Below are 14,084 nucleotides of genomic sequence, written 5' to 3' on the forward strand. Positions count from 1 at the left end.
GGAACAAAATCCTTTAAAACGGGCGACTGCCGGTCAGGCAGTGCTTAAAACGGTGCCGGGCATTCGAAGCGCAAGCGTTCGCCGGACTGTGGGTGGGTGAAGCTGAGCATGCTCGCGTGCAGGCACAGTCGTGGCCAGGCCGCGAGGGCTTGCTCGTGGGCGTAGAGGCCGTCACCGAGCAACGGATGGCCGATCGACAGCATGTGCACCCGCAACTGGTGCGAGCGGCCGGTGATCGGCGTGAGTTCGACGCGGCACCAGTCGCCGCAACGCTCCAGTACACGCCAGAAAGTCAGCGCGTGCTTGCCGAGTTCGTGATCCACCACATGGCGCGGTTTGGTCGGCGGGTCGTAGCGCAACGGCAAGTCGATGCTGCCGCTGTCCAGTTCCGGCTGGCCCCAGCAGAGCGCGGTGTAGGCTTTCTCTGTTTCACGATCATGAAACTGGCGTGACAGTTCGCGGTGGGTATCGGCGTCGCGGGCCAGCAGGATGATCCCCGACGTTTCCCAGTCCAGGCGATGGACGATTCGCGCTTCCGGGTAGCCGTTTTCCTGCAGGCGGGTGATCAGGCAGTCCTTGTTGTCGTCGGCCCGGCCGGGGACGGAGAGCAACAGGGTCGGTTTGTTCACCACCAGAACGGCGGCGTCCTGATGAATGATTTGGACGTTGGACAACGGCATTAAAACAGCCTCGTAACAAATGCCAACGGCGGCTCAGGGCCCCTCCACTATCGGAAGGGTCCTGAGCCGCCGTCGTTCCTGCCGGATCGACTCAGCGGTCTGGCAGGGTGATGTTGAGTTCCAGAATCGAGCAGCTGCCCTGGCTCTCCAGTGCCACGTGTACGTCGTCGTTGCCGATGTTGACGTACTTGCGGATCACTTCCACCAGTTCCTTCTGCAAGGATGGCAGGTAGTCAGGGGTGCTGCGCTGGCCGCGTTCATGCGCCACGATGATCTGTAGACGCTCTTTCGCGACCGAGGCGGTACTTGGCTTTTTGTTGGCACGAAAGAAGTCAAAAAGGTTCATTACCTACCTCCAAACAGACGCTCGAAGAATCCCTTCTTCTCGACATTCAGGAACCGGTGTTCTTTTTCCTTGCCCAGCAGGCGATCAACGGTATCGCTGTAGGCCTGGCCGGCGTCGCTTTGATCATCGAGGATCACAGGTACGCCCTGGTTGGAGGCCTTGAGTACGGCCTGGGATTCCGGAATGACGCCCAGCAGGCGTACGGCGAGGATTTCCTTGACGTCTTCGACGCCCAGCATTTCGCCTTTTTCGACGCGCTCCGGGTGGTAGCGGGTGATCAGCAGGTGTTCCTGGATCGGCTCTTCGCCTTTTTCGGCGCGACGGGACTTGCTGGCCAGCAGGCCCAGCATGCGGTCGGAGTCACGTACCGAGGACACTTCCGGGTTGGTCACGACGATCGCTTCGTCAGCGAAGTACATGGCCAGGTGCGCGCCTTTCTCGATGCCCGCCGGGGAGTCGCAGACGACGAACTCGAATTGCTCCTTGAGCTCCATCAGGACTTTTTCCACGCCTTCCTGGGTCAGCGCGTCCTTGTCGCGGGTCTGGCTGGCGGCCAGCACGTAGAGGTTTTCCAGGCGCTTGTCTTTGATCAGGGCCTGTTGCAGGTTGGCTTCGCCGTTCACCACGTTGACGAAGTCATACACCACGCGGCGCTCGCAACCCATGATCAGGTCGAGGTTACGCAAGCCCACGTCGAAGTCGACGATCACTGTTTTGTGGCCGCGCAGAGCGAGGCCGGTACCGATAGCGGCGCTGGTGGTGGTCTTACCCACACCACCCTTGCCGGATGTAACCACGAGAATCTTGGCCAAGGTGTTTCACCCCTAAGGAAGAAGGACTGTTCAGCCCCTGAAAAACATCTCTAGAAAACTACTGCAGTCGGACAGCCTTGGCTGGAATTCGGCTTTTGGCCTTTTTCCTACTTCGTTTGAGCCGTTTTCGCTACGTTTTAGAGATGCTTGGAAAATGCGGCAGTATCCGTTAAAGCCGAATGATGTTCAACACGTCGCCCGACAGGCTGACCTGTACGCCCGAGCCCCACATCGGATCGCGACGCAGGTCCTCGGAAACCTTGTAGTGGCCTGCGATGGAGATCAGTTCAGCGCTCAATTGCTGACAGAAAATCCGCGCCTTGGTGTCGCCCTTGACCCCGGCCAGCGCACGACCGCGCATCGGGCCGTATACATGGATGTTGCCATCGGCGAGAAGTTCCGCCCCCGGGCTGACCGAGGACACCACCACCAGATCGCCACCCTGGGCATATATCTGTTGGCCACCACGTACTGGCGTGGTGATGACGCGGGTCGGTTTGACGGCCGGCTCCGGCGGTTTTTCCGGCTTCTTCGGTGCGACGGGTTCAGCGCTTTCCAGCGGTCGTTCGCGGGCGCCGGACGGCGGCAGCACCGGGATGTCGATGGCGATGGCGGCGGCGATGTCTTCGATGCGGCTGGCGCGGATCGCCAGGGTGCGCAGGCCGTGCTGACGGCACACGCGCATCAGGCCCGGCAGGTCGACAGCGCCTTCGCCTGGCGGCAGTTTGTCCAGCGCCAGAACCAGCGGCGCGTTGCTGAAGAAATTCGGTGCCTGGGCGACTTTGGCGGCCAATTGCCGATCGAGGCTGTCCAGGTCGTTGCGGGACAGCTCCAGCACTGTAATGGCGAGCATGCTGCCCTTCAGCTGGAACACGGGATCTTGGTCTTTCGGTTCGGTTTGGCTCATGTCGGCATACAACGGCTTGTCACTAAAAGTGCCGAGACTTATAACGAGAACGCCCGCAGGCCGCAAGCCGGGTCGAACGATGTAGAATGCGCGGCCACTGTATTTACGGAAGCTTTAATGGATCGCCCGCGTTTTCGAAAAGCATTTCTTGCCCCGCGCTTCTGGCCGCTCTGGTGCGGCCTCGGGCTGTTGTGGCTGATCGTGCAGCTGCCCTATCCGGCGTTGCTGGCCATCGGTCGTTTTCTCGGTGCCCTGATGTATCGCTTCGCCGGCGACCGGCGGCGCATCGCCAAGCGCAATCTGGAACTGTGTTTCCCGGAAAAGTCCGCCGCCGAACGCAAGCGCCTGCTCAAGGAAAACTTTGCCTCCACCGGCATCGCCTTCTTTGAAATGGCGATGAGCTGGTGGTGGTCGCGTCAGCGTCTGGCCAAACTGGCTCACGTCGAAGGTCTGGAGCATTTGCAAAAGGCCCAGCGCGAAGGCAAGGGCGTGATTCTGATGGCGGTGCATTTCACCACCCTGGAAATCGGCGCGGCGCTGCTCGGCCAGCAGCACACCATCGACGGGATGTACCGCGAACACAAGAATCCGCTGTTCGACTTCGTCCAGCGTCAGGGCCGCGAGCGGCACAACCTCGATTCGCTGGCGGTGGAGCGTGACGACGTGCGTGGCATGCTCAAGCTGCTGCGTTCCGGCCGGGCGATCTGGTATGCACCGGATCAGGACTACGGCGCCAAGCAAAGTATCTTCGTGCCGCTGTTCGGCATTCAGGCTGCAACGGTCACCGCCACCAGCAAGTTCGCCCGGTTGGGCAAGGCGCTGGTGGTGCCGTTTACTCAGGAGCGTCTGGCCGACGGCAGCGGTTATCGTCTGGTGATTCATCCGCCGCTGGAAGGTTTCCCGGGCGAGACCGAAGAGGAAGATTGCATCCGCATCAATCAGTGGGTCGAAAGCGTGTTGCGTGAATGCCCCGAGCAATACCTGTGGGCGCACCGACGCTTCAAGAGCCGGCCACCGGGCGAGCCGAAGCTGTACGCCAAACGCGGTTGATTTGACCCATCCCCACAAGCACCACGGAGCGTTGCGATGAGCCCAGCTGAACCGGTCACAGGTTTGATTCTTTCCGGCGGTGGGGCTCGGGCGGCGTATCAAGTGGGAGTGCTGGCGGCGATCGCCGAATTGCTGCCATTGGGGGCGGACAATCCGTTTCCGGTGATCGTCGGCACTTCTGCTGGTGCCATCAACGCGGTCAGCCTGGCCAGCGGTGCCACGGATTTTCGCGCCGCCATCGAACGTCTGACGCTGTTCTGGCAAGGCTTTCGCAGCCATCGCGTGCTGCGCAGCGACTGGCCGGGGGTGATCCGCCAGGCCAGTCGTTTTGTCAGCCACAGTCTGTTGGGCATGGGCCGGCAAGTGCCGGTGGCGCTGCTCGACAGTTCGCCGCTGCGTCATCTTCTCAATGAAAAACTGCACATGCCCGGCATCGCCGAATCCATCGCGCGCAAGCAATTGCACGCGGTTGCAGTGACGGCGTTCGGCTACGAGTCCGGGCAAGCGGTGACCTTCTACCAGGGCGGCGGCACCATCGATTCCTGGCTGCGTCACCGTCGCATCGGCGTGCCGACGCAGTTGTCGGTTGAGCACTTGCTGGCCAGTTCGGCGATCCCCCTATTGTTCGCGCCGGTGAAAATCGGCGAGGAGTATTTCGGCGATGGCGCGGTGCGGCAGTCAGCGCCGATCAGTCCGGCGCTGCACCTGGGGGCGAGCCGGGTGCTGGTGGTGGGTGTCAGCGGCAACCCGCGCGGTTTTGATCCGGCGCAACCACTGGAGCGCACCTACACCGGTCAACAGCCGACACTGGCGCAGATCGGCGGGCACATGCTCAACAGCACCTTCATTGATAGCCTGGAAAGCGATATCGAATTGCTTCAGCGTCTCAACCAGTTCAGCCGGCTGATGCCCGAAGGCACGCCGACCCGCGCGCTGGGTGTGGCGCCGGTTGAAGTGCTGGTGATTTCACCAAGTCAGCCGATCGATGAAATCGCGGCGCGGCATCGCCAGGAACTGCCGGCGGCGTTGCGGTTGTTCTTGCGTGGGCCGGGGGCGACCAAGACGAGCGGGGCAGGGGTGTTGAGTTACTTGCTGTTCGAGGCGGGGTATTGCAGCGAATTGATCGACCTTGGGCGGCGCGATGCCTTGGCCAAGCGCGATGAGCTGTGCCGGTTTCTCGGGATCGGCGAGGCGCTGGTTCCCGCTTGAGATTTGGGCGCAGCAATCGCTGGCAAGCCAGCTCCCACAGGGTTCTGCGGTGTACACAACCGCTGTGAACGGCGCGTGACCCTGGGGGAGCGAGCTTGCTCGCGATGGCGTCCGTAAGGACGCCGCCGGATCAGAAGTGGAATTTCACCAGGAAGCTGGTCACGTTCTGATTGGTGGTGAAGGCACGGGTGTCATCAATCCCGTACTTGTCTTTCCAGTAGTCGTATTCAACACCGACGTACAGCTGCTTCTCGCCGAAATTCAGCGCCTTGCCCAGGTCGTATTTGACCTGTGGGTTGAAGTGCAGGTTGGCGTGGTATTCGCCCTTGCTGTTAACGTCGTTGTCGACCACCCAGTCCATGAAACCATCGATCAGGATGTTCGAGTCGCCGACCGGAATGGTGTAAGACCAGACCGGTGTGATCTGCCAGACATTGTCGCCCGGACGCGAGCCTTCGGTGTGACGCTGATAGAAGTTCAACTGGAAGTAGTCGAAGCCGGGAATCGCCAGGTCGAAGCCTGGACCGATCAGGTAGGACTCGACGTCGCCTTCGCCGAACTCGTAGGTCATCGCCAGCAGCACGTCTTTGACCGGGCCGAATTCGATCTTCTGATCGAGGATCTTGCCTAACGACAGGCGTGGACTGAATTCGCCGTAGTAAGTGTTGTTGCCGACACCACCGTCAGGCTTGCCGTTGTAGAAAATCTTGTCGACGAACAAAAAGTTGTCCCCGTACTTCCAGGCATCGGCGTGCTCGAAGGTGACGGTCTGCTGGATGGCCGGGTTGACCTTGAAGTCCTTGCCGTAAAGGTAGGTCAGGCTGTTGTTCTGCCATTGCAGCAGGCCGTCGGCCATGGCCTGACCCCCTGCCAGCAGCGATCCCGCGAGCATCAGGCTGGTGCACATACGTTTCATTCGGTTGCTCCCAAAGTAGGTGTTCCACGTTTATTTTTTTGAGTCGGCGCTCTGGTGTGGCGCCTTTTTTCGTTGCAGCAAAAATCATCCATCCGGTCAGCTTTCATGCTGTTAGCAAGAGCTGAGCCAAGGCTTTTCGAAAAACAAAAAAACGCCCGTCGGCTGCTGAAAAACAGTCGATTGAGCGTGTTTTCGGGATGCCTCGGTACTGACCGCGGCCGGGATAAGTTGGCTTTTCGGTCAGGAATTAAATTCGGGCTTTTTTTTAGACCGAATTCAGGAGGCCGCGGAGAATACTGACTCAACGGCCAGGCCTCAAGTGCCCCGCAACAGAGCACCGACGACAGGTAAGGCGCACGGTTGCGGGTCATCTTAGAAGTGCACCTTCACCAGCAGGCTGGCGGTGTTCTGATTGGTGTCGAAACTGTGGGTGTTTTCGATGCCGTATTTATTTTTCCAGTAGCTGTATTCGGTGCCGACGTACACCTGCTTTTCGCCCCAGCCAAGGGCTTTGCCCAAGTCGTATTTGATCTGCGGGTTGATGTGCAGGTTGGCGTGATAGGTGCCGCGCGAGTTCTGGTCGTTGTCGACCACCCAGTCCAGATAGCCGTCGATGAGCAGGTCGGAATTGCCCACGGGAATGCTGTAGGACCAGCCGGGAGTGATCTGCCAGACTCCGTCGCCAGGGCGCGGGCCTTCGGTCTGGCGGCGATAGAAATTCAGGATGAAATAGTTGAAACCCGGCACCTTGAGGTCGAAGCCGGGACCGATCAGATAGGCCTCGCTGTCGCCTTCGCCGTACTCGTAGGTCATGGCCAGCAGCACGTCCCTGATCGGGCCGAACTCCAGCTTCCTGTCGAGGATCTTGCCGAACGACAGGCGCGGGCTGAATTCGCCGTAGAACGCGTGGGGGCCTTTGTTGCGGTCTTCCTTACCGTTGTAGAAGATCTTGTCGACGAACAGGAAGTTGTCACCGTATTTCCATTTGTCGGCGTGCTCGAACGTCACCGTCTGCTGGATCGACGGGTTGATCGCGAAGTTCTTGCCGTACAGGTAGCTCAGGCTGTTGGTCTGCCACAGCAATAAATCGCCGGCCATGGCCTGGGATGCGGCCAGCAGGCCGCCGCTCAACAACACGTTGGTTTGAGTCCGGATCATCTGTTGCTCCCTCTTGTTTTTATTGTTTGAGGCAAAGCTGTCGCGAGGGGCTGGCGTTGGCGAGCCCCTTTTTTACTCTTCGGATCAGTGCGGGTGTGCGTGGCAGTCGTTGATCGCGGCGCGTTCGGCGCCACCGAGAATGTTGAACAACAGGTTCAGCGTCAGCGCGCTCAGGGTGGCCATGGCGATCCCGCTGTGGGTGATCGGGCTCATCCACAACGGCAGGTGGGCGAAGAATTCCGGACGGACCACGGGAATCAGGCCCATGCCGATGCTCACCGCCACCAGCAATTGATTGCGCCGGTCGCCAATGTCGGCTTCCTGCAAAATCTTGATGCCGGTCGCCGCCACCATGCCGAACATCGCGATCGCCGCCCCGCCCAGCACCGCCGGTGGAATCGACGCCACCAGGAACGCCGCTTTCGGCAGCAGGCTCAGGACGATCAGCAAGCCGCCGGCAACGATGGTCACCGAGCGGCAGCGCACGCCGGTCATCTGCACCAGTCCGATGTTCTGCGCGAAGGAGGAGTGGGTGAAAGTGTTGAAGAATCCGGCGAAGAACGATGCGCCGGCATCACACAGCAGTCCGCGACGCAGCATGCGCGGGCAGACTTCCTGGCCGGTGATCTTGCCCAGCGCAAGGAACATCCCGGTGGACTCGACGAAGATGATCACCACCACCAGGCACATCGACAGGATCGGCGCCAGTTCGAACTTCGGCATGCCGAAATGCAGCGGGGTGACGAACTGAACCCATGGCGCGTTGGCCATGCCGCTCAGGTCGACCATGCCGATGGCGCCGCAGAGCACGTAGCCCAGGCACATGCCGATCAGCACGGAAATGTTGACCCAGAAACCACGCATGAAGCGGTGGATCAACAGAATGGTGGCCAGCACCAGTGCGGCGATGGCCAGGTAAATCGGTGAACCGAATTGTGCGGCGCCAGCGCCGCCACCGGCCCAGTTCACGGCCACGGGAAACAGCGACAAACCGATCGAGGTGATGACCGTGCCGGTCACCAGGGGAGGGAAGAAGCGTACGACCTTGGACATGAACGGCGCGATGATCATGCCGAAGAACCCGGCGGCTATGGTTGCGCCGAAGATTCCCTGCAGACCGATGCCGGGCATGCCGGCCATGGCGACCATGCTGCCGACGGCGGCAAAACTGGCGCCCATCATCACCGGCATGCGAATGCCCATCGGGCCGATCCCCAAGGATTGCACGATGGTGGCGATGCCGGCGACCAGCAGGTCGGCGTTGATCAGGAAGGCGATTTCTTCACGACTCAGGCCAGCGGCCTGTCCGATGATCAGCGGTACCGCGATGGCGCCGCCGTACATCAGCAGTACATGTTGCAAACCGACCAGGATCAGTTGCAAAAGGGGCAAACGCTGAATGGCGGGTGCGTCGGGGATGCGCGCTTTGGACAGCTCGGACATGCAACACCTCGGATCTTTTTTATTCTTGTGATGAACAGCTGCCGGGTTGCTCACAGCTGTTTCTTTGCATCAGGTAAACCGCGTTGCGGCTGATCGCTGGCAAGCCAGCTCCCACACAGGCAGTGCAAAACCCTGTGGGAGCCGGCTTGCCAGCGATGTTTTTACGGCTTAGTTGGTCTGGGCTCCCTGGGCGATCCATGCACCGATCAGGTCACGTTCCTGCTGGGTCATCTGTGTGATGTTGCCCAGTGGCATGATCTGCGTGGTGATGGCTTGCGCCTGGATCCGCGCCGCGTTCTGGCGGATCTGCTCGGGGGTGTCGAACATCACACCGGCCGGTGCAGCGCTGAACAGCGGGCTGGTCGGTTTGGCCGAGTGGCAGACCGCGCAGCGTTCCTGGATCACGTTGTGCACCTTGTCGAACGCAGGGCCGGCGTTGGAGGCCTGAGCGGGAGCGGCGGCCGGTGCAGCAGGGGCTGCTGGCTGCGCCGCTTCAGCCGGTTTCGCGCCACCACCCAAAGCCGTTTCCGGCAGCGGCTGGTACTCGATTTTCGCAGGCGCCTTGGCCACGTCCGGAGCGGTCGACATCGGCGCAGGGCCGGTGACGTACGCCAGACTGATCATGCCCACTGCTGCCACTGGCAGGGTCCAGGCAAATTTGTGGCTGTCGTGACGGGTGTTGAAGTAGTGACGCACCAACACCGCCAACACTGCGATCCCGGCCAGGATCAGCCAGTTGTACTGGCTGCCGTAAGTGCTCGGGAAGTGGTTGCTGATCATGATGAACAGCACCGGCAGGGTGAAGTAGTTGTTATGACGCGAACGCAGCAGGCCTTTGGCCGGCAGGGCCGGATCCGGCGTGCGGTTCTCGGCAATCGCGGCAACCAGTGCGCGCTGCGCTGGCATGATGATGCGGAACACGTTGCCGACCATGATGGTGCCGATGATCGCGCCGACGTGCAGGTACGCACCACGACCGCTGAACACCTTGCTGAAGCCATACGCCGCGCCGATGATCAGCACGAACAGGATGAAGCCGAGCAGGGCGGGTTTCTTGCCGAGGGGTGAATCGCAAAGGAAGTCGTAGATGAACCAGCCGGCGATCAGCGAACCGATGCCGATGGCCACGCCTTCAGGGCCGGTCAGGCCGCTGCCGGGTGCCACGAGATAGAGCACGGGGTTGGAGTAGAACACCACGCACAGCAGCGCGATCCCCGACATCCAGGTGAAATAGGCTTCCCATTTGAACCAGTGCAGGTTCTCCGGCATCGACGGAGGGGCCAGTTTGTATTTTTCCAGGTGATAGATACCGCCGCCGTGGATCGCCCACAGATCACCGGCAAGACCGGTTTTCGGGTTGACGCGGTTGAGGTTGTTCTCCAGCCAGACGAAGTAGAACGACGCGCCGATCCAGGCCACGCCAGTAATCATGTGAACCCAGCGCACGCTCAGGTTCAGCCATTCCAACAGATGTGCTTCCACAGTCTTTACCTCTCGCCTGTCACTCTTGTTGTCGAGTGATCAGACCTTCTCTTATTGGTGGGGGGCGAGGATCAAACGCTCATCCTCTTTGAAAAAATGCTCATCGCAGTTATTGCCTGTGCCACTGCGATCAACCACCAGGAAGTCATCCCGCTTTTCGATCGTCAGCACCGGGTGGTGCCAGACGCCGCGATGGTAATTGATGCCCTGCCTGCCGTTGGTGACGAAGGCGCGGACCAAGCCTGATACAGGTACATCGCCAAGTGGCGCGACCACGATCAGAAAGGGGTTGCCGAGCAGCGGAATGAAAGCCTGGCTGCCCAGCGGATGGCGTTCCAGCATGCTGACGGTCAGCGGCATGTCCTGCGCGTCGGCGCGGAAGATGCTGATGATCGCGTTGTCCTCTGGCGTCGCGGTTTCGACCGTCGCCAGTTTGTGGAAGCGCATGGTCGAACCGTTGTTGATCATGAAGTGATCGCTGCCGTCGGTTTCGATCACGTCACCGAAAGGGGCGAAGGCTTCTTTGGTCAGCGGTTCAATCGTCAGTGTGCGCATGCTGTTCTTCTTATCCGAATTCTGTGTTGTTTGATCTGACGCTTTCGCGAGCAAGCTCGCTCCCACAGGAGTTGCGATCAATGTGGGAGCGAGCTTGCTCGCGAATGGTCGCGCCGCTTACTTCGCTACCTTGCCGAGAACGCGCAGGCGGCTCACGCCACCATCCGGGAACACGTTCAGACGGATGTGGGTGATCGGGCCCAGTGCCTTGATCTGCTCGACGAAGGTGTGTTCGGCGTGCATTTCCAGCTTCTGGCTTGGCAGCAGTTCGCGCCAGAACAACGACTGGGTTTCGATCTGGCTGTCGGTGCCGCCCTTGACGAACGCGCCCTGGATCGAGCAAGTGTCCGGGTAGTTGCCCTTGAAGTGCAGGGTGTCGACGATGATTTTTTCGATCTCGCCCGGGTGGCCCAGCGCGACGATCACCCAGTCATTGCCTGGCGTGCGACGACGTGCGGTTTCCCAGCCATCGCCCATGTTGATGCCTCGGCCCGGGTTGAGGATGTTGCTCATGCGGCCGAAGTGTTCGTCGGAGCAGGCGAGGGCGCGGCCACCGTTGAGGGCTGCTGCCAGGTCGACTTGCTCGTTGTCGCCAACTGCCGACCAGTCGCGGAACGGAATGCCGTACACGCGCAGACGGGCCACGCCGCCATCCGGGTAGATGTTGAAGCGCAGGTGGCTGAACGCCTTGTCGTTGCTGATTTCGTGGTAGTGGTGGCTGTTGCCTTGCAGTTCGACGGCCGACAGCACCTCTGTCCACTGGGTGTTTTCGTCCGGCTCGCCCGACGCCAGGAAGCACGCTTCCAGCGAGGCCGATGGCGGGAAGTTGCCGGTAAAGAATGAAGTGTCGATGTCCACGCCTTTGATCGAACCCGGCACGCCCAGGCGGATCACCGCGCTGTCATAGCCTTCGAAGCGCTTGCGGCGGGACTCCCAGCCGTCCATCCACTTGCCGTTGTCATCGAACACGCCCTCCTTCCACACGGCCGGGGTCGGCTGAAACAGACGATTGGCGTCTGCGAACCAGTCATCGGTGACCGAGATGATTTTGGTGCCCAGACGGGCGTCGGCCAGGTTGACGAACTTCTCGAAAGGTACGGCGTAAGCTTTCATTCTTCTTGTCTGCCTTTAAATAAGTGGCTGGGGATGCTTGCAAGGCCCTGGGAAACGCAAGCGTTCTAGAGGTTTCTCGGGCCAGGCTTGCTAGAGAGTCAGTAATCGGAACAGGGCGATCTTGTTGATCTCCGCCAGCGCGCATTTGAACTCGGTGTCGACCGGGTTGTGAATGCGCGTTTCGAACGCCGCGAGGATCTGATGCCGGTTGCTGCCTTTTACCGCCATGATGAAGGGAAACTTGAACTTGGCTTTGTAGGCGTCGTTCAGCTCGGTGAAGCGCTGGAACTCTTCGGCCGTGCATTGGTGAATACCGGCGCCAGCCTGTTCATTGGTGCTGGCTTCGGTCAACTCGCCCTGGACGGCAGCTTTGCCGGCCAGGTCCGGGTGAGCGTTGATCAGTGCCAGTTGACTGGCGTGATCGGCGCTCAACAGGATGTCGCTCATGCGCTGGTGCAGGGTTTCGATCTGGTCGATCGACGCGTCCTGGCCCAGGTCGAAGGCCTTCTCGGCCACCCATGGCGAATGTTCGTAGATGTCGGCGAAGGCTTTGACGAAGGCGTCGCGGCTCAGGGTCGACGGTTGCAGGGTTTGAAAGGTGCTCATTTGGCAGCCCCTTGGTACGGGTGGGTTTCGTGCCAGTGACGCGCGATGTCGACGCGGCGGCTGAACCACACCTGCTCATGACTTTTAGCGTATTCGATAAAGCGCTTGAGCGAAGCCAGACGCGCCGGACGGCCCACCAGACGGCAGTGCAGACCGATCGACAGCATCTTCGGCGCTTCGGCGCCTTCGGCATAAAGCACGTCGAACGCATCCTTGAGGTATTCGAAGAAATCGTCGCCCTTGTTGAAACCCTGGACCTGGGTAAAGCGCATGTCGTTGGTGTCCAGGGTGTACGGGATCACCAGGTGCGGCTTGCCGGTCGGGTTGTTCGGTTCCCAGTAGGGCAGGTCGTCGTCGTAGGTGTCGCAGTCGTAGAGGAAACCGCCTTCTTCCATCACCAGGCGACGAGTGTTCGGGCCGGTGCGGCCGGTGTACCAGCCCAGCGGGCGCTCGCCGGTGAGTTCGGTGAGGATGCGGATCGCTTCGAGCATGTGCTCGCGTTCCTGCGCCTCGTCCATGTACTGGTAGTCGATCCAGCGATAACCGTGGCTGCAGATCTCGTGACCGGCATCGACCATCGCGCGGATCACGTCCGGGTGGCGCTGGGCAGCCATGGCCACGGCAAAGATGGTCAACGGAATGTCGAATTCCTTGAACAGTTTCAGAATCCGCCAGACGCCGGCACGGCTGCCATACTCGTAAAGCGACTCCATGCTCATGTTGCGCACGCCTTGCAGAGGCTGGGCCGCGACCATTTCCGAGAGGAAGGCTTCCGATTCTTTGTCGCCGTGCAGAATGTTGCGCTCGCCGCCTTCTTCGTAATTGAGTACGAACGACAGGGCGATCCGGGCGTTGCCCGGCCAGTGTGGGTGAGGAGGGTTACTGCCGTAACCGATCAGGTCGCGTGGGTAGTCAGCGCTCACTGCAGTCTTCCTTCTTATTCGTTGACAGATTGTGTGGCGCCCTGAAATTTGGATGGCAGGCTGGCGTCACAGCGATGGGCTGATTGTATACAACTTTATTCTCAATTTGTAAGCCTGATTTTTCGCATTTTTCGCCGGCTGTCATCTTTTGCTGTTAATGGCGTGAACCTGCAAGAAACCTGCCTGACCAGTCAGCTAATGGATTGGGGGTTCAATGAATGCAAGGTTGCACGGCAAATCACCGGAAAATCGAAGGATGGCGGGGGTGGCAGGAAAAATGTCGTTTTTATTGTGTACAATTTTTTTGAAAAGTGTCTTAATCAATCGCTCGCCGCAGCTTTTCGTGCTCCGAAACGGTGCGGTCTCCTTTTCAACTGACTTCGGGAGGCGCGAAGTCTGACTGCTCCACGCAGGCAGGCGCGCAGAATCAATGGGACGTTTGACAACACACGTTTTGGACGCTGCACACGGTTGCCCGGGCAGCTCGATCAAGGTCGAGCTGTACCGCGTTGAAGGTTCGCACCTGGAATTGGTCGCCAGTGCGCTTACCAACAGCGATGGCCGGGTTGATGCGCCGCTGCTGCAAGGCGATGACTACCGTACCGGTGTCTATCAGGTTCAGTTCCACGCCGGCGATTATTACCGCGCCCGTGGCGTCCAGTTACCGGAGCCGGCATTCCTGGACGTGGTCGTGCTGCGGTTCGGCATCTCTGCCGAACAGGATCACTACCACGTACCGTTGCTGATCTCGCCTTACAGCTATTCCACCTATCGGGGCAGCTGACCCCCAAGCGGCTGCCCCTGCCGGGAAGCGACTGCGCATATAGCTTCTTTGGTCTTTCGCCCGCTCACACTGCGGGCTTTTTTCGTGCCCCGAAAGACGT

At 60.2% G+C, this 14,084-nt stretch carries 16 protein-coding genes; 3 read left to right on the plus strand and 13 right to left on the minus strand.

Annotated elements, in window-relative coordinates:
- Positions 1-44: 44 nt before the first annotated feature.
- The 4 genes from I5961_RS08600 to minC form a co-directional block, all read right to left on the minus strand.
- The gene (locus tag I5961_RS08600) at positions 45-680 is read right to left on the minus strand and encodes an RluA family pseudouridine synthase (RefSeq protein WP_007960072.1); all 636 of its coding nucleotides are present in this window, start codon (positions 678-680) and stop codon (positions 45-47) included.
- Between the two features lie 91 nt (positions 681-771).
- Entirely contained in the window at positions 772-1,026 is a 255-nt protein-coding gene (minE, locus tag I5961_RS08605) for a cell division topological specificity factor MinE (protein WP_007960071.1), read from the minus strand.
- On the minus strand, positions 1,026-1,838 hold the full coding sequence (gene minD, locus I5961_RS08610) for a septum site-determining protein MinD (RefSeq protein WP_085690474.1): 813 nt from the start codon (positions 1,836-1,838) through the stop codon (positions 1,026-1,028). Before minD ends, minE begins: the two co-directional genes overlap by 1 nt.
- Positions 1,839-2,007: 169 nt before the next feature.
- Positions 2,008-2,745, minus strand: a complete 738-nt coding sequence (gene minC, locus I5961_RS08615) for a septum site-determining protein MinC (protein ID WP_085701203.1) — start codon at positions 2,743-2,745, stop codon at positions 2,008-2,010.
- A 117-nt stretch (positions 2,746-2,862) separates the two neighbouring features.
- Here minC and I5961_RS08620 point away from each other — a divergent pair, with 117 nt between their 5' ends.
- Entirely contained in the window at positions 2,863-3,795 is a 933-nt protein-coding gene (locus I5961_RS08620; protein WP_085701123.1) for a lipid A biosynthesis lauroyl acyltransferase, read from the plus strand.
- 36 nt (positions 3,796-3,831) lie between these two features.
- Positions 3,832-5,004, plus strand: coding sequence for a patatin-like phospholipase family protein (locus I5961_RS08625; protein WP_085705323.1), 1,173 nt, complete (start codon positions 3,832-3,834; stop codon positions 5,002-5,004).
- Between the two features lie 130 nt (positions 5,005-5,134).
- On the opposite strand, the gene I5961_RS08630 is transcribed toward I5961_RS08625, so the two are convergent.
- The 9 genes from I5961_RS08630 to puuE form a co-directional block, all read right to left on the minus strand.
- Positions 5,135-5,920: an outer membrane protein OmpK gene (locus tag I5961_RS08630; RefSeq protein ID WP_085701125.1), complete on the minus strand. Its 786-nt coding sequence runs from the start codon at positions 5,918-5,920 to the stop codon at positions 5,135-5,137.
- Positions 5,917-6,291, minus strand: coding sequence for a hypothetical protein (locus I5961_RS08635; RefSeq protein ID WP_139832634.1), 375 nt, complete (start codon positions 6,289-6,291; stop codon positions 5,917-5,919). Before I5961_RS08635 ends, I5961_RS08630 begins: the two co-directional genes overlap by 4 nt.
- A gap of 1 nt (position 6,292) precedes the next feature.
- Positions 6,293-7,078 carry an outer membrane protein OmpK gene (locus I5961_RS08640; RefSeq protein WP_227234914.1) on the minus strand — a complete coding sequence of 262 codons (786 nt, stop codon included), beginning with the start codon at positions 7,076-7,078 and terminating at the stop codon, positions 6,293-6,295.
- Positions 7,079-7,162: 84 nt separating this feature from the next.
- Complete coding sequence (locus I5961_RS08645) at positions 7,163-8,521, minus strand: nucleobase:cation symporter-2 family protein (protein WP_011333188.1); 1,359 nt, start codon at positions 8,519-8,521, stop codon at positions 7,163-7,165.
- A gap of 168 nt (positions 8,522-8,689) precedes the next feature.
- On the minus strand, positions 8,690-10,003 hold the full coding sequence (locus I5961_RS08650; protein WP_064378710.1) for a urate hydroxylase PuuD: 1,314 nt from the start codon (positions 10,001-10,003) through the stop codon (positions 8,690-8,692).
- 51 nt (positions 10,004-10,054) lie between these two features.
- Positions 10,055-10,558 carry an ureidoglycolate lyase gene (locus tag I5961_RS08655; RefSeq protein ID WP_027613342.1) on the minus strand — a complete coding sequence of 168 codons (504 nt, stop codon included), beginning with the start codon at positions 10,556-10,558 and terminating at the stop codon, positions 10,055-10,057.
- Between the two features lie 117 nt (positions 10,559-10,675).
- Positions 10,676-11,671, minus strand: a complete 996-nt coding sequence (gene alc / locus I5961_RS08660; RefSeq protein ID WP_007960036.1) for an allantoicase — start codon at positions 11,669-11,671, stop codon at positions 10,676-10,678.
- A gap of 90 nt (positions 11,672-11,761) precedes the next feature.
- Positions 11,762-12,277: a 2-oxo-4-hydroxy-4-carboxy-5-ureidoimidazoline decarboxylase gene (uraD, locus tag I5961_RS08665; RefSeq protein ID WP_085748493.1), complete on the minus strand. Its 516-nt coding sequence runs from the start codon at positions 12,275-12,277 to the stop codon at positions 11,762-11,764.
- The gene (gene puuE, locus I5961_RS08670; RefSeq protein WP_085701129.1) at positions 12,274-13,200 is read right to left on the minus strand and encodes an allantoinase PuuE; all 927 of its coding nucleotides are present in this window, start codon (positions 13,198-13,200) and stop codon (positions 12,274-12,276) included. The genes uraD and puuE overlap by 4 nt, the downstream gene beginning before the upstream one ends.
- A gap of 430 nt (positions 13,201-13,630) precedes the next feature.
- Between puuE and uraH the strand changes: the two genes are divergently transcribed.
- A complete protein-coding gene (uraH, locus tag I5961_RS08675) occupies positions 13,631-13,984 on the plus strand; it encodes a hydroxyisourate hydrolase (protein WP_011333195.1) in 354 nt (117 codons plus the stop codon).
- Positions 13,985-14,084: the final 100 nt, after the last annotated feature.

Origin of the sequence: Pseudomonas sp. IAC-BECa141 (genome assembly GCF_020544405.1) — a bacterium.
Taxonomy (GTDB): domain Bacteria; phylum Pseudomonadota; class Gammaproteobacteria; order Pseudomonadales; family Pseudomonadaceae; genus Aquipseudomonas.

What these genes read in the sequence shown, in the direction of transcription:
- I5961_RS08600 (WP_007960072.1), bottom strand. Translation starts at nt 680, where the DNA reads ATGCCGTTGTCCAACGTCCAAATCATTCATCAGGACGCCGCCGTTCTG.
- minE (WP_007960071.1), bottom strand. Translation starts at nt 1,026, where the DNA reads ATGAACCTTTTTGACTTCTTTCGTGCCAACAAAAAGCCAAGTACCGCC.
- minC (WP_085701203.1), bottom strand. Translation starts at nt 2,745, where the DNA reads ATGAGCCAAACCGAACCGAAAGACCAAGATCCCGTGTTCCAGCTGAAG.
- I5961_RS08620 (WP_085701123.1), top strand. Translation starts at nt 2,863, where the DNA reads ATGGATCGCCCGCGTTTTCGAAAAGCATTTCTTGCCCCGCGCTTCTGG.
- I5961_RS08625 (WP_085705323.1), top strand. Translation starts at nt 3,832, where the DNA reads ATGAGCCCAGCTGAACCGGTCACAGGTTTGATTCTTTCCGGCGGTGGG.
- I5961_RS08630 (WP_085701125.1), bottom strand. Translation starts at nt 5,920, where the DNA reads ATGAAACGTATGTGCACCAGCCTGATGCTCGCGGGATCGCTGCTGGCA.
- I5961_RS08635 (WP_139832634.1), bottom strand. Translation starts at nt 6,291, where the DNA reads ATGACCCGCAACCGTGCGCCTTACCTGTCGTCGGTGCTCTGTTGCGGG.
- I5961_RS08640 (WP_227234914.1), bottom strand. Translation starts at nt 7,078, where the DNA reads ATGATCCGGACTCAAACCAACGTGTTGTTGAGCGGCGGCCTGCTGGCC.
- I5961_RS08645 (WP_011333188.1), bottom strand. Translation starts at nt 8,521, where the DNA reads ATGTCCGAGCTGTCCAAAGCGCGCATCCCCGACGCACCCGCCATTCAG.
- I5961_RS08655 (WP_027613342.1), bottom strand. Translation starts at nt 10,558, where the DNA reads ATGCGCACACTGACGATTGAACCGCTGACCAAAGAAGCCTTCGCCCCT.
- alc (WP_007960036.1), bottom strand. Translation starts at nt 11,671, where the DNA reads ATGAAAGCTTACGCCGTACCTTTCGAGAAGTTCGTCAACCTGGCCGAC.
- uraD (WP_085748493.1), bottom strand. Translation starts at nt 12,277, where the DNA reads ATGAGCACCTTTCAAACCCTGCAACCGTCGACCCTGAGCCGCGACGCC.
- uraH (WP_011333195.1), top strand. Translation starts at nt 13,631, where the DNA reads ATGGGACGTTTGACAACACACGTTTTGGACGCTGCACACGGTTGCCCG.